The sequence below is a fragment of the Neorhizobium sp. DAR64862/K0K3 genome (assembly GCF_050500185.1).
Lineage (GTDB): Bacteria > Pseudomonadota > Alphaproteobacteria > Rhizobiales > Rhizobiaceae > Neorhizobium > Neorhizobium soli.
On record NZ_CP191451.1, the window covers coordinates 28,826 to 52,122 of the forward strand.

A 23,297-nucleotide genomic window follows, 5' to 3' on the forward strand; every position below is an offset into this window, starting at 1 on the left:
AGGCACAGGGCGATGAGAACCTCCGCGTTTGGGATAAGATCCTCCGGTCATCGCCGACCCCTATATATGCAAGGACATAATCACATATATTCAGCACCTTGGTGCCAACCACCGGAACTGGTCGTAGGTTCAGATCCGTTCAAGACCACCTTGGCCTGAGGACTGACTGCCAGCGCTTCAGCGTCAAACTGCATCGGCTTGACCGTCAGCCATTAGCCATCGAGCCGTGAATGTCGACAGTCACGAAGACGTGAACGAGAGCCGCGCCTTCATGCGCGCCTTGGCGCGGGTGAAATCTATCTCGTCTCTGCGTGTCATCAAGAACGTGGTCGCGTGCATGGAAACAGAAGTCAGCTTTCGTTATGGCTATTCTCATCAACTAACGAGGCGCACTGGACTCTCGGCTTGATTCCAGTTGATTTAATTGCGACCCACCGCCATCATCGCACTGATGGCGGGATCAGAATCAATGAATTCGGGTTCGACGGTGGCGCTGACGGCGTCGAAGTACCGGCTCATGAAGGTGCGAAACGATGCGGCCAAGGCGATGTCTGCTATGTTCAGATCGGTGAGGCCAACATCCCGCAGCCGCTGGATGTCCGTAAGGGTGATTTGAGAGGCGTCGCGGGCGATCTGTTCCGCGTATGCGAGCATTTCAACCTGCTGGTCGCTTAGCCCGGCGTTCCGGTGGTCCTTCCTGACCGCCAGCGCCTGCTCGCGGCCCAGCGTGGCCGAGAGACTGCGGAAATAGACGTGAGAGCAATAGCTTGAAGGCACGTATCCGGCCACGACAAACGTGATCAAACGAAAATTGAGCAGGCCGAGGGAAAACCCGTCCCTTGTCTGATCCAGGAGGTTCTCGACGGGGACAAGGACATCCGGGCGCGCGGTCCAGCACTGAGTCGCCTGCATCACCCGGCCCATCGAGTTGATCTCCGCTTCGTAGAGCGCGGCGATATCGCCGGTGGGTTCGTCTGTTTCGACTGTCTTGATGAACATCCAACGCCTCCATCCGTCGACAGGGTTCGACATGATAGGCGAACGCTGGCGAAAAGACGATACCCGCGGCGGGGCAGTATGGACGAAAAGTAGATTGCTGCTAGCCTCTATGCTGCGGAACGACGGCCGAATCTAGACCGCTAAAGCCTTCGTCACCTGCGGAAGAACTTTTGGTGCCGAGCCGTTCAATGCTCCTGAGGTACTCAGGCATGCGGCATCCGTCTGAGAGACCTCAGCGATTGCACTGGTAGGAGAAACCGTTCGCCAGCTTCCGTGAGCTTGAGGCCGCGGGTGCTGCGATGAAACGACCGAAGCTGCAACTTACTTCGAGATTTAGGTTTCGCTCGTCCGGCGATAGAGGCACCTGGTCCGCCTGGCATTTCGCTCACCGTGGCGCTTCTAAAGCGCGTTGCATCTATTCCCCCTCATATCCTGCAGCCCTGAAGAAATTCCGGCATTCCGCGACCGGAAAGAGGTCGCAGATGTCGCCGAGTGCTTGGGTTATGGCATCGAAACTTCGCGCCGCCCGTTTGCGCAGCAGGGTTTTAAGCTTGGAGAACACCATTTCGATTGATGGTGTGGATGGCTCCTGCTTCCGCCGGCGTAATCCGGCATAGTTCAGGTGTCATTGTCCGGAGCAAAGGAGCGATCCATGTCAGAACTTGCCACAGTAGGTATCGACCTCGCAAAGAGCGTCTTCCAGATCCATGGTGTAGACGAGAACGGTCTGGTTCTTGTGCGGCGCCAGCTTCGTCGCAGTCAATTGCTTGCGTTTTTCCAGAACCGCCCACGGTGTCTCATTGGCATGGAGGCTTGCGCCGGTGCTCATGACTGGGGACGCAAGCTTCAGGAAATTGGGCATGACGTCCGGCTGATGCCACCGTCTTATGTGAAGCCGTACGTGAAGCGCGGAAAGACCGACGCCGCGGACGCGGCCGCCATCTGCGAGGCTGTGACGCGGCCCTCGATGCGGTTCGTCGCTATCAAGAGCGAGGCCTGCTCGTCGGTCATGGTTCTTCACCGCACGCGGGACTTTCTAGTTCGCCAGCGCACGCAGATCGGCAACGCGATCCGAGCCCATATGACAGAATTCGGCATCATAACCGCGAAGGGCGCGCAGAATGTCGAGCGGCTGAAGGAACAAGTGGATCAGTTGCCGCAAGCGGCTCGGATGCCCTTGATCTTACTCTTCGACCAACTGATCGAGACGAACAAGCGGATCGAGCGGCTGACCGACGAAATCGAAGAGAGCTATTCGCAAAGCGAGACAAGTCAGCGTCTGGCGACGATCCCCGGTGTGGGGGTGCTGTCTGCGACGATTATTGCGGCAACGACACCGGATGTCGACAACTTCGACTGCGCGAGGGATTATGCCGCTTGGCTCGGCCTTACACCCAAGCCTCACTCTACCGGAGGCAAGCAGAGAGTGGGCGCGATATCGAAGATGGGTAATCGGTACATCCGGCGCCTGCTGTATCTCGGCGCCATGGCGCAGATCATGCTCCGACGTCGGCTCAAACGGGAGCCGGGATCGGACTGGCTATCGGGCATGCTCATGCGGAAGAAGACGAAGATTGTCGCTATTGCCTTGGCGCATCGCATGGCACGAATGATTTTTGCCGTCCTCAGGGACGGATCTCAATACGAGCCGCAAGTCGCCTGACGGCTCCTGGAATGGTCAGGGCAAAGTGAGGTGATGGCAAACAAGCGGAGACGAAGAACCAGGACACCCCGATCAACCCGAAGCTCTTCGAGAGCGCTCGATTGAGTGGGACCTGTTCTCCAAGCGGATATTCATCAGGGCGCGCAGCAGTCTCGCTGCATATCAGACGCCGTATACATGGCCGCAACCGACCTGTTTACAGGAACCGACCTTATCCTTGACTCGCAGGAGCCATCCATACACGGGTTGAGGTCCGGCGAATAAGCCGGCAAGAACAGCAGCCACGCACCCCGGGCCCTGACCAGCTCTTCAGCTCTTGGGGTTTTGTGGAAGGCGACATTGTCGAGGATCACCACCTCGCCAGGCGACAAGGTCGGGGCGAGCTGGGTCTCGATCCAGGTTTCAAAGATGCGACCGTTCATCGGCGCGTCGACGATCCAGGGCGCTGTCAGTCCGTGACAGCGCAGGCCTGCGATGAAGGTCTGGCTTTTCCAGGAGCCGAACGGTGCATGGGTGCGATATCTCTGGCCTTTAGCAGACCATCCTGTGCGCTTCGTCAGCTTCGTGTTGGTCGACGTCTCGTCAATAAAGATCAGTCGCGCCAATGACTTGTTGAAGAACCGCTTGCGCCGTCTGATCCAGAGATCACGCGCTCGGGCGATCTCCGGCCGGAGCTGTTCGGCCGCCTTGAGGCTTTTTTTTATGGCTGAGCCCGAGCCGATGCAGCAGCCGGCAGATCGTCGAACGGTCAACCGAGACGCCGCGCCCAAGCAGCTCGACGCCCAGCTCGTCCAGCGTCAGATCGCCATTCTCGGCCAGTCGTGCACGAAGCCAGGCCTCGTGGCCCGTCAACTTGCCGCCGCCCAGATGTCCTTGTCGGGCCGGCTTCAGCGCACCGGATACCCGCTTCAGAATGATCATGTCATTCACAAATCTGGGCGAAACACGGAAATGTCGGGCGGCTTCCCGGTGACTATTGCCTTCCTCGACTAACGCAACAACACGCGCACGCAACTCGATCGGATGCGGCTTGCCCATGGCGGTTCTCCTTCCATGGGAAAATGGAATCACAATTCAGCCGATTTGGGAATCTGAATCGGGGAAGTCACAACCTGCTTTAAGATTCATCTTGGGTCCGGAGTAGCGCTGCACATACTCCGTGCCCTGTCCTGGAAAGAAGAACGACAGAACGTGGAGATTTACGCATCCAATGCCGAGCGGCGCCAAATGTTCATCTCGCCCTGGAGGCGTCTATCGATTGTCGTAGATGCCGCGCCGGGGCAGATGCTCTGTCGTAACTGATGTTGCCCAACATTGCGCTGATCGCCCGCTCCGTTACTGGCCGACTGAATAGATACCCCTGAAACTGGTCGCAGCCTTCCGCCTGCAAGCACTCACGTTGGTCTTCCGCCTCGACCCCCTCTGCGGTGACGACAGCAGAAAAGCTCTTCCCAAGGCCAATCACGGCGCGAACGATCGCCAGATTTTCCTTCGATGCCGTCACTTCGGTAATGAACGACCGATCGATCTTTAATTTGTCGAACGAAAATTTACGCAGGTAGGCCAAGCTGGAATAGCCGGTGCCAAAGTCATCGAGTGCGATCCGAACACCGAGGCCCTTTAGCTCGTTCAAGAGCCTGATGTTATCTTCACTGTCTGTCAGGAAAACGGATTCTGTGATCTCCAGTTCAAGTCTGTCCGGTGAAAGACCAGATTGTGCCAGAGCGCTGGCCACGCCGGCTAACAAGCCAAAGCCGGTAAATTGCCTTGGCGACAGATTGACGGCAATCTTCACATGGCGAGGCCAGCCCCTTGCCACCTTGCAAGCTTGTTCCAGTACCCATTGACCAATCGGTGTGATAAGGCCGGAGGTCTCTGCGGCAGGAATGAAGTCCATTGGCGATACGAGGCCGAGATCGGGGTGGCGCCACCGCAGGAGCGCTTCGCAACAGACGATTTCTCCTGTTTTTGCATCGACGATCGGTTGGTAGACGACTTCGAATTGATCCTTCGCCAGTGCCGACGCCAGTTCGTCTCGCAAAAGTCGTTCCCTGTCAGCTTTTTCCTCCATGACCCTTTCGAATAGGCGGTGGCCACCACGACCGGATGACTTCGCGGCATATAGGGCGAGATCGGCGCGTTTGATGAGGTCGTCAGCGATCGTGCCATGTTCGGGGCTGACACTTGTCCCGATGCTGCAGCCTATGGAGACCGAATGTCCTTGAACTGCAAACGGCTGGTTCACCACCGACGTCAGGCGGTCGGAGAGTTCCGCAGCACTCGCGGCGGTAACACCACCTTTGCGGTGGATCACGCCAAATTCATCGCCTCCCAGTCGGGCAAGTGTGTTGTGTTCGCCAGTAACGAGGGCCATCCGTGCGGCCAGCTGGCGCAGAAGCTCATCGCCGGCCTGGTGGCCAAGGGTATCGTTGACCGCCTTGAATCGATCGAGATCGATCATGATGAGCGCAAACGCGTCTGGCTCTGCAAGCTGGCGCTGAAGAGACGTCTGGAAAGAATGACGATTTGGAAGATCCGTCAGGATATCGTGCAACGAAAGGTGCCGGTTTTGTTCTTCCACCTTCAGCCGTTCCGTAACGTCCTCTGAAATCCCAAGAAGGTAACGCGGATTTCCTTCTGCATCCGGGACCCCGACCTTTTGTGTTCGCAGCGAGCGCAGACCGTCCGGTGTCGACAAGGGCTCGTTTTCGATCGTGACGAGCTCGCCTGAAGCAACGACGTCTTGGTCTGCACCCCTGAACCGTTCGGCTTCGTCTTTCTCGAATAGATTGAAATCCGTTTTGCCAATAAGGTCGTGGCGGTCGATTCCTAGAAGTGCCTCGCCAGCCTTGTTCAGAAGCACAAACCGGCCGCTTGCGGCTTCCTTGACGAACACCATGGACGGAATGCTCTCGACGATGGCGTTGAGAAATATCTGCGTGCTCGCCAGCTCGACCGACGCCTTCTCACGCTCAGTCACATCGATGTTCGCGACCACGACACAATCTCTGTTGGCGTGCCGCATTCGTCTGGCAAAGGTTAGGATTCGGAGCTTAGCGCCAGAAGCCGTGAGGTGTGTTCCGGGCCGGTTCGACTGATAAAAATCACCGAAATTCCTGATCGTAGTATCGACGTCGGCGCGCTCCTCCGTCAAACGGATATCCAACGCGTTCTTTGTCAGAGCCTCTTGTCTGGAATAGCCGTACAGGGAGCATGCCGCATCGTTGACGGCAAGAAAGCCCAGCGTTTCGGCGTCGAAAATCCACATCGGAATGGGATTTCGTTCAAAAAGCATCTCGAACGAGGCCTCCCGGCGTTTTCGATCGGTGATGTCGCGGATAATAAAACCCATGCTGAAACTGCCATTGCTGGTCCAGATTCCGGCTGAGAATTCTATGGGAATTTCCCCACGCACTTTGTGCAGTCCGACCGCCTCGATGGGAGAAAAGGACAAGAACTCGGCATTGGTACGATGAAACTTCCGTGCGACGGCAGCCATCTTCCGCTGAAGTCTCGTCGGCAAGAGCTTAGCGATCGGCTCGCTGATAAGCTCATCCTTATCGTAGCCGAAGATCGCCCGTGCGGCCCGGTTTGCATAAGTGGTCAACCCGGCAGCATTGATATGCAGGATAGCATCGGGCGAGGTACGATTGAGGCACAGTGCCGCCCTACGTGTTTCGGAAAGACGTTTGAGTTCCAGCTGGTTCATCGCCAGCCGGGCGAGAGCCTGCAGGGTATTACGGTCGTCCTGCGAGAACTCAGCGCGCGGCTCCGTGTCGATGATGCAGAGTGTGCCGAGAACATGCCCGTGCGAGGTTACAAGTGGGGCACCGGCGTAGAAGCGGATGAACGGATCCCCTGTGACGAGGCCGTTTGATTGAAATCGATTATCTTCTTGTGCATCAGGTACGACTAGAACGCCGTGACTGTCCAAGGCATGGGCGCAGAATGACAGCTCACGCGCTGTCTCACACTTATCAAAGCCTATTCGCGCTTTGAACCACTGAACATCACGGTCGACAAAAGACAGCAACGCTGTCGGCACACTGAAAATCTTTGTCGCGAGTTTCACGATCTCGTCAAACGATGGGTCACCGTCTTCTTTGAGGAAATTATAGCTCGCCACTTCTTGCAGGCGTGCGCGCTCATGCCACTCGTAAGTTCCGACCATTTGCACCATATTGTCCAGTTCCTACGGGATCGTAGGTCGCGCCGCCACTGTTCAAACTACTCGGCTGGGCTTGAAAACCGCTGAACATATAAGGTTAATATGGAAGAAACCTTAAGTAACTCGAAACAGGTTGGAGCGTCAGCGGGTGATGGCGTCGAGCCCATCCCCTCTCGATTGAAGAGGCGACGTCATGTTTATTGAGTCCGATCGAACAGCTCGCATTGATGCGCAAGTAGTCCTGTCCGGGAAATCTGATGATGAGACCGTTTATTAATTGTCAGCTATCGAGTGCCAGTTTCGCTAACCAGCACGTCAAAGTGACGGTACTAAGCCTGAAACGGCCGGCCAGAACATCGAGGTTGGTGTGCTGTAGCGGTCTATGAGGAAACGTGTAAAACCGAGCTTCTGTGATTTTGAAATTGTCCTGCAACCTATCACTTAGGGGCTGAGGAGCGCGTCTGTGTCAATCGCCGTGCCGCGCGTCGACCGTTATACAAAATCGCTCCCTTCAGCTGATTATGAGGCCTGCAAGGCCAACAGGTCTTATTTGACGGGCCAGACAAAAGCAGAGCAGGGACGCTCACGAAGATGATCAACAAAGACAGCGGCAATCCTAACGCGGGTAATCCGAAAACTTGTAACCACCAGGGCCGAAATCCGTCAGTGGAATGGCGCGCAACACGACCATGCAGAGCGCTGCAGCAAAAAAGGCGACGGGCACGGGCGCAAGACCGACAGCCGTGATGGCCATGGCGAGTACCAGGATGATGAGTGGAATGAAGGCACGGCGACGGATCCCAGCAGCACTTCTCGTTGAGCAAGCGGCAGGGAGCGAAAATCCTGCAACATGGCCGTCAGGCTGCTGCGGCTGCCCTGCAGCACGAGCACGTCGCCAGTCGTGAGCGTCAAGTTACCCAGCCGTTCCTTCATGCGTTCGCCTCGACGGCTGATGGCGAGGAGATTAACGCCGCGCGTGTAAGCCAGAGCCAGTTCCTTGGCTGAGAGGCCAGCGAGCGACGACTCCTGGCTGACAACCGATGGCTGTTGACGGACCTTCCACCATGATAATGTCGTTGTGCCGCAGAATAAGGTCCGTAAAGGGGGCTATTCGGGTCGCGCCTCGCAATACCGCACTCGCAATGACCTCGCCGTCGCCGAGTTTCAGCAGGGTGCTGAGCGGCTCTTCAATGAGGATCGACTCGCCGGTGACCGTCAGTTCGCTGGTGTAATTCTTGATTTCGACCGCGTCCTCGATCGAGCTATTCTGCTTCGCGCGGCTCGGCACCACCAATGAAAAAACAGTAGGAACGTGATCCCGACCACGGTCAGGATGCCCCCTACCGGCGTGAAATCGAACATTGTGAGCCCGTACTCTCCTGCCGGAGCCGTGAGACGACAATGTTGGGTGAGGTGCCGATCTGTGTCATCAGCCCGCCGAGCAATGCCGCGAATGCCATCGGCATCAGATACTTCGATGGCGAGGCGCCGGCTTTCTTCGCGAACTGGAACGCGACAGGCATCATGATGGCCAGTGCACTGATATTTTTGTTAAAAGCCGACAGCACTGCGACGACGATCATGAGAAGCGCGAGTTGCGCGTGAAGTGAGTTGAGATTTGGAAAAAAACTTCTTGATAGCGATATCGACGATACCGGATCGCGCCACACCGGCACTCACCACCAAGGCGCTGCCGGCGATGATGACGATGTCGTCCGAGAATCCTGAAAATGCTTTGTCAGGCGGCACGATGCCGACAGCCACGGCGGCGATCAAAGCACAACAAGCGACGACGTCGTAACGAAACCGACCCCACATGAACACCGCCATCATGAGCGCAATGACCGAGAAGGCGAGTATTTGCTGCGTTGTCATGGTGGCCGGGAAAAGGAGGCTAGGATGTCGGGGACAGCCTGGCGTTATAGGAACGCGGCACGCAACGAACGCCGCCCCTGCTAGTTCCCGACGATGGCAGCAGTCTTGGTGCGGATCGAAATTAGTCTTGCGGCGGCCGCCTGATTTCCACAGGCGACTTAATTGTTATTTCTCGCTGTGGGAATGGGATCGAAACACCAGCCTCCTTAAACGCATCTAAAAGTGCCATGAAGACTTCCCAGCGGACATTGGTGAGGCCATCTGCCGGATCCGAGATCCAGAAACGAAGTCGGAAGTCGAGGGAGGAGGCTCCAAAGCCGATCATCCAGCAGACGGGTGGCTTATAGTCGTCGGCGACCCGACCAACCGTCGATGCGGTTGCGATTGCAATCGTAACAACCTGGTGCGGGTCACTATCGTAAGAGGTCCCGAAATCGACGTCGATCCGAACGTAGTCGCTCGAGAATGACCAGTTGACGACTTGTTGCCTCGTTCGGGATCAGGTATTCCTTGCCGTCTCGGGTGATGACCGAAACGAAACGCGAGCGCAGGTCGGGGATCGATCCGAAAGTGTCTCACAGTGTGATCGTGTCGCCCGGCTTGATCGACTTGTCGAGCAGGATGATGATCCCCGAAATGAAATTAGATACCACTTTCTGAAGGCCAAAACCGATGCCAACCCCGACCGCGCCGGAAAATACCGTCAGTGCGGTGAGGTCGACCCCGGTCGCCGACAAAGCAATGGCTCCGGCCAGCATGATCAGGCTGATCTTGATGAACTTGCTGATCAGGACTTTGATGGATGGTGACAAGTCGCTGGATCGTTGTACCCAGTGAGAAAGAACGTTGGCGATGAGAACGGCAATCCAGATCAACGCAACGGTCAGTACCAGAGCTTTGATGACGAGCAGAAGCGACAAGCGCACCGCGCCTAAATTGACCGCGAGCTCGTCGAGCCTTGAGAGAACTGGTTCATCGAGGCCCACTGCATAGAGTGCCAGGTAACACCAGCTTATGATCGCAACGCCGCGCGACAGTGTTGGCTTTCGGATAATCTTGGTTAGGACCGAGATGACGAACCATGCCGCTGTTAGCGTCAAAGCCGTGGATACAAGCCAAAGATGGGTTGGCTCGGTGTTCTGCGTTAACACCACATTCGAAAGCCAAAGCCAGACTACGAGGTAGAGCCACTTCAGCCTGCGCATGAATGCGATGATAACCCGCAGCAAATCCGGGTTTCCCTTGATCCGGCGCGTTCGTGCTTCCATCGCGGGCTCGGTTCGAGAAGCTAGAAAAAACGCAATACCATAGCCGGCGGCTATGATTGCGACCTGGTAAAAGGTCCATTCGCTCAGCACGAATCTGTTGAACCAAAGCTCGGCCGCCGCGATTGTTTGCCGGAAGTCCATGGTGACCCTATGCTGCGTCAATTACGTCAGAGCAAATGAAGTTTTTTCGTCCGATACGGGCTGTGGAAATGTTCAGCTCCGGAGCTGTTTATTCATCCAAGCCAGCACGCATCAAGTTAAAGACTTGAAGCAGGGCGCACGGGGACTCCGCTTACCGAAGTCCCCACAGACATCATTCAGCTTTCTGGTTCACGACGGAAGTCGCGATTGACGTCAGCGCGATATCGGTTGCCTGTTCCTCGTCCAGCGTTGTCTGCAGAAGCTTGGCGGCGTCTTTCATTCCCAGCTCGAGTGCCCATGTCCGCAACGTACCGTAGCGTGCCATCTCGTAGTGTTCGACGGCCTGTGCCGCTGCAAGAAGGCCTGCGTCGAGAGCGGGCGAGCCTTCGTATTCCTTCATGATCTCGTCGCCTTCGTCGGTAATCCCGAGAATAGCGGCGCAGGTCTTCTTCTGCGGCTTTTCACCGATGATCTTGAAGACCTCTTCAAGGCGCTCGACATGGACCTTGGTTTCCGCCAGATGCTTTACGAACGCCGCCTTGAGCTCCTTGCTCTTAGCCGCTTTCTCCATCTTGGGCAGCGTATCAACGATTTTGTTTTCAGCGAAGTAAACGTCCTTGAGGGTGTCGTGAAACAGTTCGTCGAGCTTCTTGATTTCCTTGGCCATGGTGGCTTCCTTTTACAGTGAGGGAAGACCATCGGGTGATCCCGATGGTCTTAGATTGTCAGATGATTAAACAGCGCGGCGCACCGAAGCGTCTGCGACCAGAAGGCCGTTCTTCTTGGTGCCGGAAACACCGCCGAACCAGCCGGCGACTGCGCCGAGGGCGAGGGCGATGAAACCGAGAATCGCGCCTGCGGATACCGCAGCGGTCGCGGTCTGCGCCGCGTCGATCGCCTGCTGCTTGGCTGCTGCCATGTTGTCGCGGTAGGTTTTCTCGTACTGCTCGACCTGGGTACGGGCTTGATCGGCAGGGATACCCTGAGCCTTGGCAACCGCATCGGCGGCACGGGCGCGGGCCTCGTCGGCCTTGGCCTGGTCTCCCGTCACCAGAGCCTGCACGGAAGACACGGCGGCGCTCTGGAGAGCCTGCGGATCATTGCCCGTCGAAGAGCGGATTTGCTGCTCAATCCCCGCCAGCGGGTTAGCGGAATTGGCAAGGGCAGGCGCAGCCGTCGTCGCCGCGGTGGCGGCAGTCTGACCGACACCGCTGACGATGCTGGTGAGCCCGTTGAACGCGCCGCCGATCAGCGCGCCGACCGAGGTGGTCAGCAGATAGAGGACGACCAGCGTGGTGACGGCCCAGGTTGTCAGGCCATGATATCCACCCGTCGAATTGCTGGGACGGCCCGACAGGCGACTTGCAACATAGCCGCCGAGAAACGACGCGATGATCCCGGCGATGACGAACCAGATGCCGCCGCCGATGGAAAACGTGCTTGCGTCCGGATTGTCCGAGGTGGCGGGGTCAAGAACGGCGGCGCCGATCCCGACACCGAGCAGATTGAGAAGGAACTGGGCGGCAAGCGCTATCGCTACGCCAGCGAAGATCGCGCCCCAGCTTACTTTGTTGTAGGCGGCAGTCGCCGACGCGCTGCCGTGGGTTTCATGGGATAGATGGGTTGATACGGGGATGGTCATAGGTTCTCTCCAGCCATTTTCACGTAATCGTGAGTGCGCGCTTAACGCCTTGGCCCATCACAAGTTCCGAATATAACCCGAGCCACCGGCCGCCTTCAGCTTCATGACGACGAGACGACTATGGAACACAAGTTCAGCTCCCGAGTTCGTAGGCGCACCGCCCAGATGGGATGGGAGAACTGCGACCACGTAGGTGGGCGCTGGGACTGCGGGGAAGAATGAACGAGATTGCCAAAGGTAAGACAACCGTCCTCATCGTCGAGGACGAGCCCCTTATCCGCATGGGCGTTGCGGACTATGTCGGCGACACCGGGTTCGCGACACTCGAGGCGGGAAGCGGAGATGAAGCGCTGGCGATACTGTCGGAAAGGGACGACATCGACGTGGTGTTCACCGATGTCAACATGCCCGGCAAGATCGACGGCATGGCGCTGTCCCGCCTCATTTCGGAACGGTGGCCGCAGATCGGAGTGATCATCACGAAGGGAATGGTGAGGCCAAGGTCCGTCGATCTCTCTCCACGGGCGGTGTTCTTTACCAAGCCCTACAATTTCAAGAACCTCGTCGACTCGATACGGTCTTTCGCCGCCTGATCGTGCCATCCGGATAGGCAGAACTGCCGGAGGAGGCGGACAAGTCCACCAAGCGACTTCAAAACCGTTTTCGCAACCGCAGCTGACGGCGCACTTGTTTCGACATATAGAAGATAAAGGTCGGGACGCGTTCGGGCTTGGGTGGTGGCCGTATGTCCTAGACAATCCGGAGAAGCGGGCGCCTTGATTTTGGAGAAAGCGAGACGCGAGACATGCCGGAGACGGCCTCTGTCACAACGAGCGAGTAATTGAGCCTGTCGGCGATGGGCTGCAACTGCTCTACCGTATCATCTGACAATTCGCGCCGAATCAGCATCTGCCCTTGTGCCATCAGCACGCTGACTGCACCGACTTCGACCCCGAGATCGAACTCTGCATCGCGCCGTGGAAATCGGAGGCGCACGTCTTTGAAAATCTCGATCTTCCGCATCTTGTTCCCCTTTGAGGACAAGATTGCTCGGGTCCGTTAAGATAGCATTAACCCTGAGTGGGGAGAATCCACCTCTAAAAAACAGGGCCGCCGGGAATCCCGACGGCCCTGCGAGATGCTGGCCGGGTTTAGTCGCGGCGGATGCCGCTCGATCCGACATTGCTCACGCCGCCGGTGCGGTCGTCTTCCACTTCGACCTCGGTCTTGCGAACCGAGTCGGAGATGGTTTCCTGACGCTGCTCGGCCGTCTTCTTGAGGGCGATCTCCTCGACAACACGTGCGTCTTTCGACACGACGGCCTCCTCGCGGTGTTCTTCGGCTTCGATCGTACGGTCGATGAACGCGTTGTCGGTGCCCGTCAAGGGACGGTCGACGGTGCGGCGGGTGACTTCCACGTTCTCGTCGCGCAGAGAGACGCTCTCGCTGACCGGAGTCTCGGTAACGTAGGAACGCACACGCACTCGGCCGTTGTTCACGTCGCGTTTGCCAACGCGCAGCTCTTCTTCGACGACGGGGATGACTTCCTCGTTGTCGGCTTCGAGGGTGGACGAGCGAGCGGTGCCGCTGGTTCTATCGTAGGACGACGACGCGAACGCCTCGGTGGAGCCGGAACGCGACCAGCCTTCGGATTCCCATGCCTTGGAGCGTTCGTCGATGTCGATGCTGCCTTCGTCGTCGAGGATATCGAGTGCGCGGTCGTGCAGATCGAAAGGATAGCCGGAGACCGTCAAGAGGTAGCCGCCGCGACGGATGCCTTCCGCGTAGGTATTTCGATCGTCATCAGCTAGGAAAAATTCGCCTAGGGCGGCCCAGAAACCTTTGCTCTCATGCGGCGCAGTGGTCTCCCCGCTGTTATCGGCAATAAGCTGGGCTGCAGACCGGGGGATGCCAATTCCAGCGAGTTTCTCGATCGCACGCTCGGCTTCCGAGCGGTCGTCGAAGAACGCGGTGATGGTGTTCGAATGGGACGGTACGGTGTTGTTGTCTGTGTAAGCCATTGGGCTTTCCTCCTGTTGTTATTCGTCGATGCGTTCGACAGTCGCGGTTTGCTTTCTCAAGGTGACAGGCAGCGAGACGTCCTCCGACGTCGCGATCTGCCGCATGCGGATTTCTTCAACGAGAACCAGTCGCTTCTCGACAACCATGATCTCCTCGACGACCGGGATGATGGTCGTGTCGCCCTCGACCCTGGTTTGGGGGACCGCATCGATTTCACGGTCGATGCGCTCTCTGGTGACCTCGACGTGGGTTCCGGCCAACGTAGCCCGCGCCAGTTCCTCGACCTCGCTGCTTGAGGTCGAGACGCGGACGCGTCCGGTCAGGACGCGCTCCTTGTCGACGCTGACGCTTTCCTCGACGAGCTGTATTTTCTGGTCGTCCTGGTCCGACATCGTCACCGCCTGTTTGCTGGGAAACAACACCGGAGATTCGGTTATGTTCCGCGTTAGCCAGACGTTCCCGGTCCCACGGCGGGATAACGCGGCGTTTCAATGATCGGAGAACTACCACCCGCGTGGAGTGAGGAAAACGCGTGGAGTGAATGCTTGCCGGCGAACAGGGGCAGATCGTTGACGGCACGCGGACCCGTTTTGCATTGTTGAGGGCAGGGCGAGTGCTGAGACTGCTTCGGCGGCTTTCAACGCTGCCGCAAAGGTCGAGCGGAAAGATGGCCGCCGAGACGACGGCTTCGTGCTGTCCGAGAGACGCTGATCGGAAGTGTTCGCCTCGAACGCGGCAGGCACTCGTACTCAAGCACAAACCTGCCGCACACGCGGTCATCTTTTCTTGAGAACGGCAAGATCGATCTCGGCGTCTCGGTTCGCGATTACTCCCAGCATCAGGTGATCCGCCAGCTCGACCAGCGCCGCCGCCACTTCCTCGGGCCGCCAGCCAACGTCGACCGCAGATATCGCGACGTCGGAGAGGGCGTCCGCCATTGCTTCTTGGCAACGTAAGGATCGGTCGGGATGAGAACCGTCAGGCGGAGGGTTAATCGCTTTCATCGCAAGTAGAATGGTGCCGTATGGACAGTCGTAAAGGCGCCGCTGTCGCAGGTCCGAGACGTTTTGTTTGCCGTCGTGCGTGCGCGCCTAGAAGACAAGCCGGCCGTAGTCTTTCAGATCGGAAAGGCCATTGCCCGGCCTTCAAAAAGGAGCGAGGCAGCAGGTAAAGTGTTTTCATGCGGGCTGGGCTCAGCGCTGAGAAGGGTATCGGAGCTACCGACCGTAGCCACGTGCTGAGCCGTATCATTTCACCTAACGGCGTTCCCGCGCGTGCCGGGCTGCGCGATGAAGCAATTGCCGATATGGAAGTTGGCGATGGTGTAGGTCAACGTCAGGAAGGCCGAGCGAGACGGTCCCTGCGCTCGTACTCACGCGTCTTGAGGAGTTCAAGATAGCGTTTCCGGCAATCCGTCATCGCGACCTCACCGGAAATCCAACCTCTGATGATCGCCAGAAACTCCTGATCATCGTGGATAGGGAAACCTCGATCCTGCATTCGGGCCAGAACCTTTTCAGCAATCTTTTGCCGCGCTTCGATCGTTGCGTTCTCTTTCATACCGGCGGCCTACATCAGAGAGGTCGCAAATACCAGTGTTCTTCAGCCCATAGTGCAGTCGACCTCTGTGGCGGCTCTACGCGGCTATGTCGGAATCTCGCTCCACTCTTAAAAGTTACCCACGATTTGAATGAGGCGTTTGGGGCGATCACTCGCAGGCAAGGCCCGACTTGTACATTTCCGTCGGATCGAACTACATAGCGCCTTAAGATTGACATGGGTGGGTGGCGGCGATTTTAAAAGTTTCTTTTCCGACGGCTGGCAGCCAGCTTGCCGAACTCATCTCTGAGTTTTCATGGATCGACACGGCCCTTGGGCCGATGTCAGCCTGGCCTGCGGAGCTGAAATCGACGGTGGCGCTGATCCTGCGCTCAATCGTTCCCATGGCGACCATGTGGGGCGAAACGGGCGTCATGATCTACAATGATGCCTATGCAGAACTTGCTGGAGCAAAGCATCCTTCTCTTCTAGGGCAAGAGGTTCGCTCTGGGTGGCCGGAGGCGGCCGACTTTAACGATAAAGTCATGCGGGCCGTGCTTGCCGGGAACAATCTCGCCTACCGCGGACAGGAGCTGACCCTGGCCCGAAAAGGCCAGCCGGTTCAGGCCTGGTTCGATCTCGACTATTCTCCGATTTCCGGAGAGGACGGGACGCCGATCGGCGTTCTGGCTGTCGTCATCGAAACGACGGAGAAGGTTCAAGCTGCCCGCTGGCGCGACAGCGAGCGCGACCGCCTGCGGTATATGTTCGAGCACGCGCCGGGTTTCATTGCGATGATGCGCGGCCCTGACCATGTCTTCGAGCTCGTCAACCAAGCTTATCTGCGACTCGTCGGCAACCGGGATGTTATCGAGAAGACGGCGCGGGAAGCCTATCCGGATCTGGAGGGTCAGGGTTTCTTCGAACTGCTTGACCAAGTGTACTCCACCGGAGTGCCCTATGTCGCCTCCGCGATACCGATCACGTTCCAGACAGAACCCGGAGGGCCACTTCAGAAGAGGGCGATCGACCTCATCTATCAACCGGTCCGGGATCCCGAAGGCGAGATCGTCGGTGTTTTCGCACAAGGCTCGGACGTTACTGACCGGGTTGAGACCGAACAGGCGTTGAAGGCCGCCGAACAGCAGAGCCGCCAGATCATCGACAGCGTTATCGGTTATGCGATCATCGCGCTTGATCTGGATGGCAAGATCCTGCGCTGGAACGACGGCGCCGGGAGGACCTTCGGCTGGACGGAAGCTGAAGTCAGCGGTCTTTACTGGGACATGCTGTTCACGCCGGAAGATCGCGCGGTGGGTAAGCCTAAGGAAGCCATGGATGCTGCCCTGGAGTTCGGAGAAGCGCATCACGATCGCTGGCATCTACGGAAGTCAGGCGAAAAGTTCTGGGCCAGGGGCGAGATCCGCCCTCTTCGGGATGGAGCAGGCAATGCGATCGGGCTGGTAAAGGTGCTTCGGGATCGTACCGCGGAACATATGGCCGGCGAGGCCCTCAAGGAGGCAGAAGCGAGGCTGCAGCGGGCGCAGCAAGCAGGCGGCGTGGGTGTTTTCTCCCTCAACCTAGAAGACAACATTCTCACACCGACCCCAGAGTTCTGCAAAGTCTACGGACTTAAGGAAGTCGGAGCCATTCCGATTTCGGTGATCCAGGATCTGGTGATCGGTGAAGACCAGGACGTGGCATCCAACCCGGAAACGCGCAGGGACGGCAGCTCACCGCTCAACGTCGAATACCATATCCGCCGCGCTGACACGGGAGACATTCGGATCATCGCGCGTCGAGGGGAATTCGAACGGGATGAACAAGGCAATCCTGTGCGTTTTGTCGGTGTCGTTCAGGACGTCACCGAGCGCCGCAAATCCCAGCAGGAACTTCGCGACAGCGAAGCCCGCTTCCGCGCGCTGATGCAGGCGCTTCCCAACCATGTCTGGACGGCGCGCCAGGATGGACAGCTCGATTGGTTCAATGAGCGCGTTCTTGAGTATTCCGGGCTCACGCAAGGCGAGCTTACGGGTGAAGGCTGGGCGCAGATGGTCCATCCTGACGATCTTTCGTCCACAGCTGCAAAATGGGCGGAGGCTCTTGCAGAGGGAAGAACCTATGAGACAGAATTTCGGCTGCGCAACAGGGATGGGCACTATCGCTGGCACATCGTTCGTGCCGTTCCCGTCAGAGACGACAGATCCGCAGTACTGCGCTGGATCGGCACCAACACTGATATTGAGGATCAGCGCCTAGCAAGGGCAAAGCTCGAGGAACTGACCGAGACGCTCGAGCAACGGGTAGCGGAAAGAACTGCCGATCGTGATCGCATGTGGCGGCTGTCCACCGACATCATGCTGGTGGCGAACTTTGAGGCCACGATCAGTGCGATCAACCCTGCTTGGACGTCCATTTTAGGGTGGAACGAAGGGGACTTGATCGGCAAATCGTTTATGGAGCTGATCCACCCCGATGATTTCGATACGACCATGCAGGAAGTCGGCAAGCTGGGGCAGGGGGTCACCACCTTCAAGTTCGTCAATCGTTATCAGGCGAAGGATGGAGGCTATCGCGTCATCTCCTGGACGGCCGTCCCGGACGAGCGCTTCATCCATGCCGTCGGACGTGACATTACGGAGGAGCAGGAGGCCGCGGCTGCGCTTAAGAAAACTGAGCTCGCTCTCCAGCAGGCTCAGAAAATGGAGGCGATCGGTAACTTAACGGGCGGCGTCGCGCACGATTTCAACAACCTGCTTCAAGTTGTGGCGGGCAATCTCCAACTTCTCAGCGGTGATCTTACAGGAAACGAAAAGGCGCTGCGGCGCGTCACCAATGCGCTGGAGGGTGTCAATCGAGGAGCAAAGCTCGCTTCCCAGCTCCTGGCATTTGGACGCCGCCAGGCACTTGATCCTCGCGTGGTCAATGTAGGCCGGTTGGTACGCGGCATGGACGACATGTTGAGGCGCACGATCGGTGAAGGCGTCGAAGTCGAGTCTATTGTCTCGGGCGGTCTATGGAATACCCTGGTCGATCCGATGCAGATCGAAAATGCGTTGTTGAACCTGGCCATCAATGCCCGAGATGCGATGGAAGGGTTTGGCAAGCTCACGATCGAAGTGGGCAACTCCTACCTCGACGACACCTATGCTCGCCTCCACGACGACGTCGAACCGGGGCAGTATGTCGTGATCTCCGTCACCGATACCGGAAGCGGTATGTCACCAGAGGTGATGCAAAAGGTCTTTGAACCTTTCTTCTCGACCAAGCCTGAAGGTAAGGGAACGGGCCTTGGTCTCTCGATGGTTTACGGTTTCGTCAAACAGACCGGCGGCCACGTGAAAATTTACAGCGAGCTTGGTCTTGGCACGACAATCAAGATGTATCTGCCGCGCTCGGTCCAACAGGAGGATCTGGAAGTCGTGCGGTCAGACATGAATGTGGAGGGCGGCCAGGAAACCATCCTTGTAGCAGAGGACGACGAGGGCGTCCGTGCCACCGTGGTCGAGCTGCTCCAGGAACTCGGTTATCGTGTCCTCAAGGCGCCAGACGCGGCGTCCGCCTTGACGATCATCGAAAGCGGCATGGCGATCGACCTTCTGTTCACCGATGTAGTCATGCCGGGTTCGCTGAAGAGCTCGGAACTCGCCAGGAAGGCCAAGGAGCGGATGCAGCATATCGGCGTACTGTTCACCTCCGGTTATACAGAGAACTCGATCGTCCACGGCGGTCGATTGGATCCAGGCGTGCAGCTTCTGTCGAAGCCCTACAGCAGAGAGCAGCTCGCCCATAAGATCCGCCATGTCCTCAATAACAGCAAACAGGAAGATATAGCCGCCGCTCATCTGGCAACAGAGACGGGAAGCCACGAGACGAAGACGCGCGAACGCGAAGAGTTCGAGGCGGTTTCGGTGCTTCTTGTCGAGGACGAGCCTCTGATCCGGATGTCGGCTATGGATATGCTCGAAGAGGCGGGGCATATCGCCCGTGAGGCAGGATCGGCCGAAGAGGCACTCGCGCTCCTGGAGCAGGAGCTGGCGGACGTTGTCTTAACTGATCTTGGCCTGCCAGGGATGAGCGGCGAGGACTTCTGCCGCGAAGTCAGGCAGCGTTGGCCTAAGGTAGCGATCATCTTTGCGACTGGCATGAATGCCGGCCCAGCGCTCGCCGACAACTCACGGACTGCTCTTTTACGCAAACCGTACTCTCCGGATGAGATGTTAGCCGCCATTGAGTGCGTTCTAAAGGAGCTTTGAGTGCGTACTTATCAGGTGGGCAGCGAGAGCAGAGGCAAGCGGTAGAGACCTGATTCAAATCTACTATTCTGCGGTAACTCAGCGGGTCGTTAGTTCAGCTCCCTTCAAGGCGGTCAGCCTGAACCTTACTGTACCGAGGGATCCACGACCTGCTATTTCGACGGCCGCATTGTCTATCCGGCAGATACCTACGTCTTTGAGTCGTAAATCTGACATCAGGTGCAGCGACCGAGAAGATCGAGAGCTTGCGTCGGGCACCCGCATTTTTCGAATCTGCCTCAGATCCCACCGCGGCATTTTGGGACACTGTTACTGATTTCATATCCGGCAGTCATGCTGTTCAGAGACGGGGTGGAACTCGTCCGGTCGCTGTGGATCGCCTCGCCGGCGGAGTGCATGCCGAGTTGCCGGAGGTGCAGTGGGAAGTGCTGCCGTTCCAGGGAACGTATTGAGAATCCCGCACCCAGGATCAGGCGTATTGGATCACGCGTCAGTTGGCATCCTCCCGCGAGGCGGCTCCACAGGGCTTTGTTGCGCGGATCGCCAAGGGTCTGATATCAGGTGACGTTTTTTGGTCCCCGGATATTTTTGATGCCGCATAAGTTCAATGAAGACCGACGGTACAAGATAGCCAAGCAGAAATTTAAAGTCACGAATTGGCCGGCCTATAATGAAAGCCTGAGACGACGCGGTGATATGACGGTCTGGGTAGGCGCTGAGGCTCTTTCTGAGTGGTCGGCGTCGCGGCGGACGTCGCGTGGTGGTCAACCGAAATATTCGGACCTGGCAATTACTATGTGTCTGACCGTGCGTGTTGTTTACGATCTGCCTTTGCGCCAAACCCAGGGCCTGATGCGCAGTATCGCGGCGCTGATGGGCATTGAAATAGCCGTTCCAGATTTCTCCACCCTGTCGCGCGGGGTAGAGGGCTGGCATTGCCCTCAACGAGGCCCGGAACTAGGACATCGGGCCCGGTTCATCTGGTGGTGGACAGCACGGGTTTGAAGGTCTTCGGTGAGGGCGAATGGCTGGAAAACAAGCACAAACTCAAGGTCAAACGCAAAAGATGGCGCAAACTCCACGTTGGTCTTGATCTTGTCAGCGGTGAGATTGTCTGCGCGGACCTCACCATGGATGATGTTGGCGATCCAACCGCTTTGCCAGATCTTCTGGATCAGATTAATGGCCCAGTTGCCAAGTTTATCGCTGACGGCGCCTATGACGGAGCTCCGACCCGTGACCTTCTGCTAACACGTCTTGGCGAGATCGTGGAGGTCATTATCCCGCCTCCCAGGACCGCGGTTCAAAGCCCCCAATCGATACTCGTCCCATCGGCTCGCGACCGCCACATCGCCGAAATCGAAAGCAAGGGTCGCATGGCTTGGCAGAAATCCACCGGCTATAACCAGCGCAGCCGGGTGGAGACACAGATGGGCCGATGGAACCGTGATCGGGCCAAAACTCAAAGCCAGGAACTTCTGCAATCAGAAAACAGAAGCCGAGATCGGCGTCCGTGTCCTCAACCGGATGACTGAGCTTGGCCGTCCAGATTCTGGCGTGTTGTATGGAAAATCCTAAAGGTGGGGTTACTTCGCCCGGAATCTGATCCCTGCAACACGGCCCAACATTTCCGCCCCTTTGGTGATAAAATCCCCGGAGACCTTTGGTGGTCTTAGGCTATTTCGCGGTCGCTGAGGTATGCGGCTTTTTCACAAGCGCGATTCCGAGTTCGCGGTTCAGCTTCTTTTGAACAACCTTGCGGACCCGGCGGATACCCTCAGCCTTTTCGCGTGCCCGCTTTTCCGACGGCTTCTCGAAATGCTCCCGCAGGCGCATCTCGCGAAACACGCCCTCTTGCTGCAACTTTTTCTTGAGCGCTCGAAGCGCTTGATCGACATTATTGTCTCGAACGAGTGTCTGCACGGTACGACCCCAATTTCCGTACTTCTATTGGCACGCAGCCATAATCTCAAATCAGGCGCGCTGGCAAGATCGCTTTAGCCATGAATGCGCCGTCATTTGAATCGCCACGCCGAGAGACAGAGTCTGTCGCATCTTGACGGAGCAAGACCTGCGTCATGCACATGGCTTCCCTGCGCATCTGTCTATTTTCCAGGCATACCCTTCGATGTATTCGTTTAAGCAACGAAGCGATGCACCTCCTCCCGCAAAGCTTCGTGTTTCAGGCGACCCACTCCTCCTCCCAAGGGAAGTCTGGCGGAACAGCGGCACTCCTCCTCCCAGCCGTTGTTCAAATATCGAAAAGCCTGCCGCACCTCCTCCCGCGGCAGGCTTTTTCGTTTTGCGATCCAATTAAGCTTTCAGGTCAGCGCTATAGCAAGCGGCCTTGCTCGATCGGCTCTCCGCTGTTCGAGACGATCGAAGATCTATAGGGCTCTCGTGCTGAGATAAGCAGCGCATCCTCCGGCAAAGGCTGCGCCAGATCTTTGGCTTTGTCCCAGGGCGCGGTCATCCAGACGTCGCTCGCCTCCGTCGTCAACAGCAGCACTGGCATGACAAAATCCTGGTCTCGCGCGGTGCTGCCGGAGAGTCACAGTCGCTAGTCGTGCCAATGACCATTGCCAATACCGTCATTCTCGATCTTGCCGCGATCGACAACGGACGATCAATCAAGGCACCGCGAGAGTTCAAGGATTTTAGAGCGAGCGTCCGCGTCTCGCCAAGCCATTAGAACCACCGCTATCCAGCAGCAAGGGCCGGAATCTTGCGCAGGATTTCTATGCTTTACCGCAAGCCGCTTCTCCACGATGAAGGATGAGCGACTTCGATCATCTTGAGACGCTAAACAGTCTACTTCGATGACAGGGCCTTGCAGGACCATATCCTGCTTTGGGGATGGACTGACAACGGCGGAGTCGCTATCTGGGAGCTCTAGCGACGCCGAGTTTCGTCCTTGAACAATCCCAAGATCTCCGAAAGCCGTCTGAGTGAAGAGAACACAACGCAGTTTTGCCGTCGAGTACAAGTCCGGCCGTCGAAAGAATGATGCCGAGCCTAACTCTATCTGGGGCAGTATGGACCTCAAGTCCGTCGCGCGGGACGTAGAGGAGGAGGCCATGCCATTCCTGCAGAAAAGTCTTGCGGCTGATGAACCGGGTCAGGAAATGTCGACACCAGAGGTGAATCCTACGCCACCGTTATTGACTCCGCCGGTAGCGGCGCCGGCAACTGCCAGAGAAACAAAGGGGATATTCATGGCCGACGACACCGATGCAATCAACGATGCTGAAGCGCCCGCGCTTGAAGAAGCGCCTGTTGCGCAGAAGAAGCAGCGTAAGCCCCGGGCGAGGAAGACGTCTGTCGTGGCCACGGCATCAGAGACTGCTTCAGGCGGTATCGATGGTCGAAAGAAGCGAGGCCGCAAGGTAAGCGTGAACGAAGGCCCAGTGGCTACCAGGCGCCGAGCTGCGAACGTCACACCTGAGGTTGACCAGATCGCCGATGAGGTGGCAACCCCAGTTGGAGACGAAATGGCTGATCTCCTGCAGTTGGAGGTAGAGAATCAAAAGCTGCGCAAGCTGCTGGCTGAAAAGCTTCGTGCCGAAAACGCCGATCTGCGGAAAAAGCTCAAACTCGATTGATCGGTCGGCTGCGGTCAAGGATTGGCCACATCTTCCACATTCTGGAGCTAATGAGCTCGGCGGCCATCAGACCGCCGCCGGACGGAACCCGCATACATGCGGAACAGATGCGAGGTCGATCC

At 57.5% G+C, this 23,297-nt stretch carries 15 protein-coding genes and 4 pseudogenes; 5 read left to right on the plus strand and 14 right to left on the minus strand.

Annotated elements, in window-relative coordinates; translation table 11 throughout:
* Positions 1–420: 420 nt before the first annotated feature.
* Entirely contained in the window at positions 421–999 is a 579-nt protein-coding gene (locus tag ACQY1L_RS23710; protein WP_430246186.1) for a carboxymuconolactone decarboxylase family protein, read from the minus strand.
* A gap of 652 nt (positions 1,000–1,651) precedes the next feature.
* On the opposite strand from ACQY1L_RS23710, the gene ACQY1L_RS23715 reads away from it, so the two are divergent.
* Positions 1,652–2,662 (plus strand): IS110 family transposase, encoded by a 1,011-nt coding sequence (locus ACQY1L_RS23715; protein ID WP_430246184.1) that lies wholly within the window; start codon positions 1,652–1,654, stop codon positions 2,660–2,662.
* 134 nt (positions 2,663–2,796) lie between these two features.
* Here ACQY1L_RS23715 and ACQY1L_RS23720 read toward each other — a convergent pair whose 3' ends face one another.
* The 7 genes and pseudogenes from ACQY1L_RS23720 to ACQY1L_RS23750 form a co-directional block, all read right to left on the minus strand.
* Positions 2,797–3,267 (minus strand): transposase, encoded by a 471-nt coding sequence (locus ACQY1L_RS23720; RefSeq protein ID WP_430246182.1) that lies wholly within the window; start codon positions 3,265–3,267, stop codon positions 2,797–2,799.
* A 40-nt stretch (positions 3,268–3,307) separates the two neighbouring features.
* Complete coding sequence (locus tag ACQY1L_RS23725) at positions 3,308–3,700, minus strand: helix-turn-helix domain-containing protein (RefSeq protein WP_430246180.1); 393 nt, start codon at positions 3,698–3,700, stop codon at positions 3,308–3,310.
* Positions 3,701–3,893: 193 nt separating this feature from the next.
* Positions 3,894–6,842, minus strand: coding sequence for a bifunctional diguanylate cyclase/phosphodiesterase (locus ACQY1L_RS23730; protein ID WP_430246178.1), 2,949 nt, complete (start codon positions 6,840–6,842; stop codon positions 3,894–3,896).
* Positions 6,843–7,488: 646 nt separating this feature from the next.
* Positions 7,489–8,705: pseudogene (locus tag ACQY1L_RS23735) on the minus strand (SLC13 family permease); the annotation flags it as partial.
* 121 nt (positions 8,706–8,826) lie between these two features.
* Positions 8,827–10,114 (minus strand): annotated as a pseudogene (locus tag ACQY1L_RS23740) (mechanosensitive ion channel family protein).
* Positions 10,115–10,286: 172 nt separating this feature from the next.
* On the minus strand, positions 10,287–10,781 hold the full coding sequence (locus ACQY1L_RS23745; protein ID WP_430246175.1) for a ferritin-like domain-containing protein: 495 nt from the start codon (positions 10,779–10,781) through the stop codon (positions 10,287–10,289).
* 66 nt (positions 10,782–10,847) lie between these two features.
* Positions 10,848–11,756 (minus strand): PhnA-like protein, encoded by a 909-nt coding sequence (locus ACQY1L_RS23750; protein ID WP_430246173.1) that lies wholly within the window; start codon positions 11,754–11,756, stop codon positions 10,848–10,850.
* A gap of 218 nt (positions 11,757–11,974) precedes the next feature.
* Here ACQY1L_RS23750 and ACQY1L_RS23755 point away from each other — a divergent pair, with 218 nt between their 5' ends.
* Positions 11,975–12,349 carry a response regulator gene (locus ACQY1L_RS23755; protein ID WP_430246171.1) on the plus strand — a complete coding sequence of 125 codons (375 nt, stop codon included), beginning with the start codon at positions 11,975–11,977 and terminating at the stop codon, positions 12,347–12,349.
* 157 nt (positions 12,350–12,506) lie between these two features.
* Here the strand turns inward: ACQY1L_RS23755 and ACQY1L_RS23760 are convergent, their stop codons facing one another.
* The 4 genes from ACQY1L_RS23760 to ACQY1L_RS23775 all read right to left on the minus strand — a co-directional run bounded on the left by ACQY1L_RS23760 (position 12,507) and on the right by ACQY1L_RS23775 (position 14,716).
* Positions 12,507–12,779, minus strand: coding sequence for a hypothetical protein (locus tag ACQY1L_RS23760; protein WP_430246169.1), 273 nt, complete (start codon positions 12,777–12,779; stop codon positions 12,507–12,509).
* Positions 12,780–12,907: 128 nt separating this feature from the next.
* Positions 12,908–13,777 (minus strand): YsnF/AvaK domain-containing protein, encoded by an 870-nt coding sequence (locus tag ACQY1L_RS23765; protein ID WP_430246168.1) that lies wholly within the window; start codon positions 13,775–13,777, stop codon positions 12,908–12,910.
* Between the two features lie 18 nt (positions 13,778–13,795).
* Positions 13,796–14,170 carry a YsnF/AvaK domain-containing protein gene (locus tag ACQY1L_RS23770; RefSeq protein WP_430246166.1) on the minus strand — a complete coding sequence of 125 codons (375 nt, stop codon included), beginning with the start codon at positions 14,168–14,170 and terminating at the stop codon, positions 13,796–13,798.
* A 384-nt stretch (positions 14,171–14,554) separates the two neighbouring features.
* Positions 14,555–14,716, minus strand: a complete 162-nt coding sequence (locus tag ACQY1L_RS23775; RefSeq protein WP_430246164.1) for a hypothetical protein — start codon at positions 14,714–14,716, stop codon at positions 14,555–14,557.
* 846 nt (positions 14,717–15,562) lie between these two features.
* Between ACQY1L_RS23775 and ACQY1L_RS23780 the strand changes: the two genes are divergently transcribed.
* Together ACQY1L_RS23780 and ACQY1L_RS23785 are read left to right on the plus strand one after the other, a co-directional pair.
* On the plus strand, positions 15,563–19,573 hold the full coding sequence (locus ACQY1L_RS23780; protein ID WP_430246161.1) for a PAS domain S-box protein: 4,011 nt from the start codon (positions 15,563–15,565) through the stop codon (positions 19,571–19,573).
* A gap of 591 nt (positions 19,574–20,164) precedes the next feature.
* Positions 20,165–21,151: pseudogene (locus ACQY1L_RS23785) on the plus strand (IS5 family transposase).
* Between the two features lie 99 nt (positions 21,152–21,250).
* On the opposite strand, the gene rpsU reads toward ACQY1L_RS23785, so the two are convergent.
* Together rpsU and ACQY1L_RS23795 are read right to left on the minus strand one after the other, a co-directional pair.
* The gene (gene rpsU, locus ACQY1L_RS23790; RefSeq protein ID WP_430246159.1) at positions 21,251–21,496 is read right to left on the minus strand and encodes a 30S ribosomal protein S21; all 246 of its coding nucleotides are present in this window, start codon (positions 21,494–21,496) and stop codon (positions 21,251–21,253) included.
* 409 nt (positions 21,497–21,905) lie between these two features.
* Positions 21,906–22,088 (minus strand): annotated as a pseudogene (locus ACQY1L_RS23795) (hypothetical protein); the annotation flags it as partial.
* 433 nt (positions 22,089–22,521) lie between these two features.
* On the opposite strand from ACQY1L_RS23795, the gene ACQY1L_RS23800 reads away from it, so the two are divergent.
* Entirely contained in the window at positions 22,522–23,175 is a 654-nt protein-coding gene (locus ACQY1L_RS23800) for a transcriptional regulator (protein WP_430246157.1), read from the plus strand.
* The last annotated feature ends 122 nt before the right edge of the window (positions 23,176–23,297 follow it).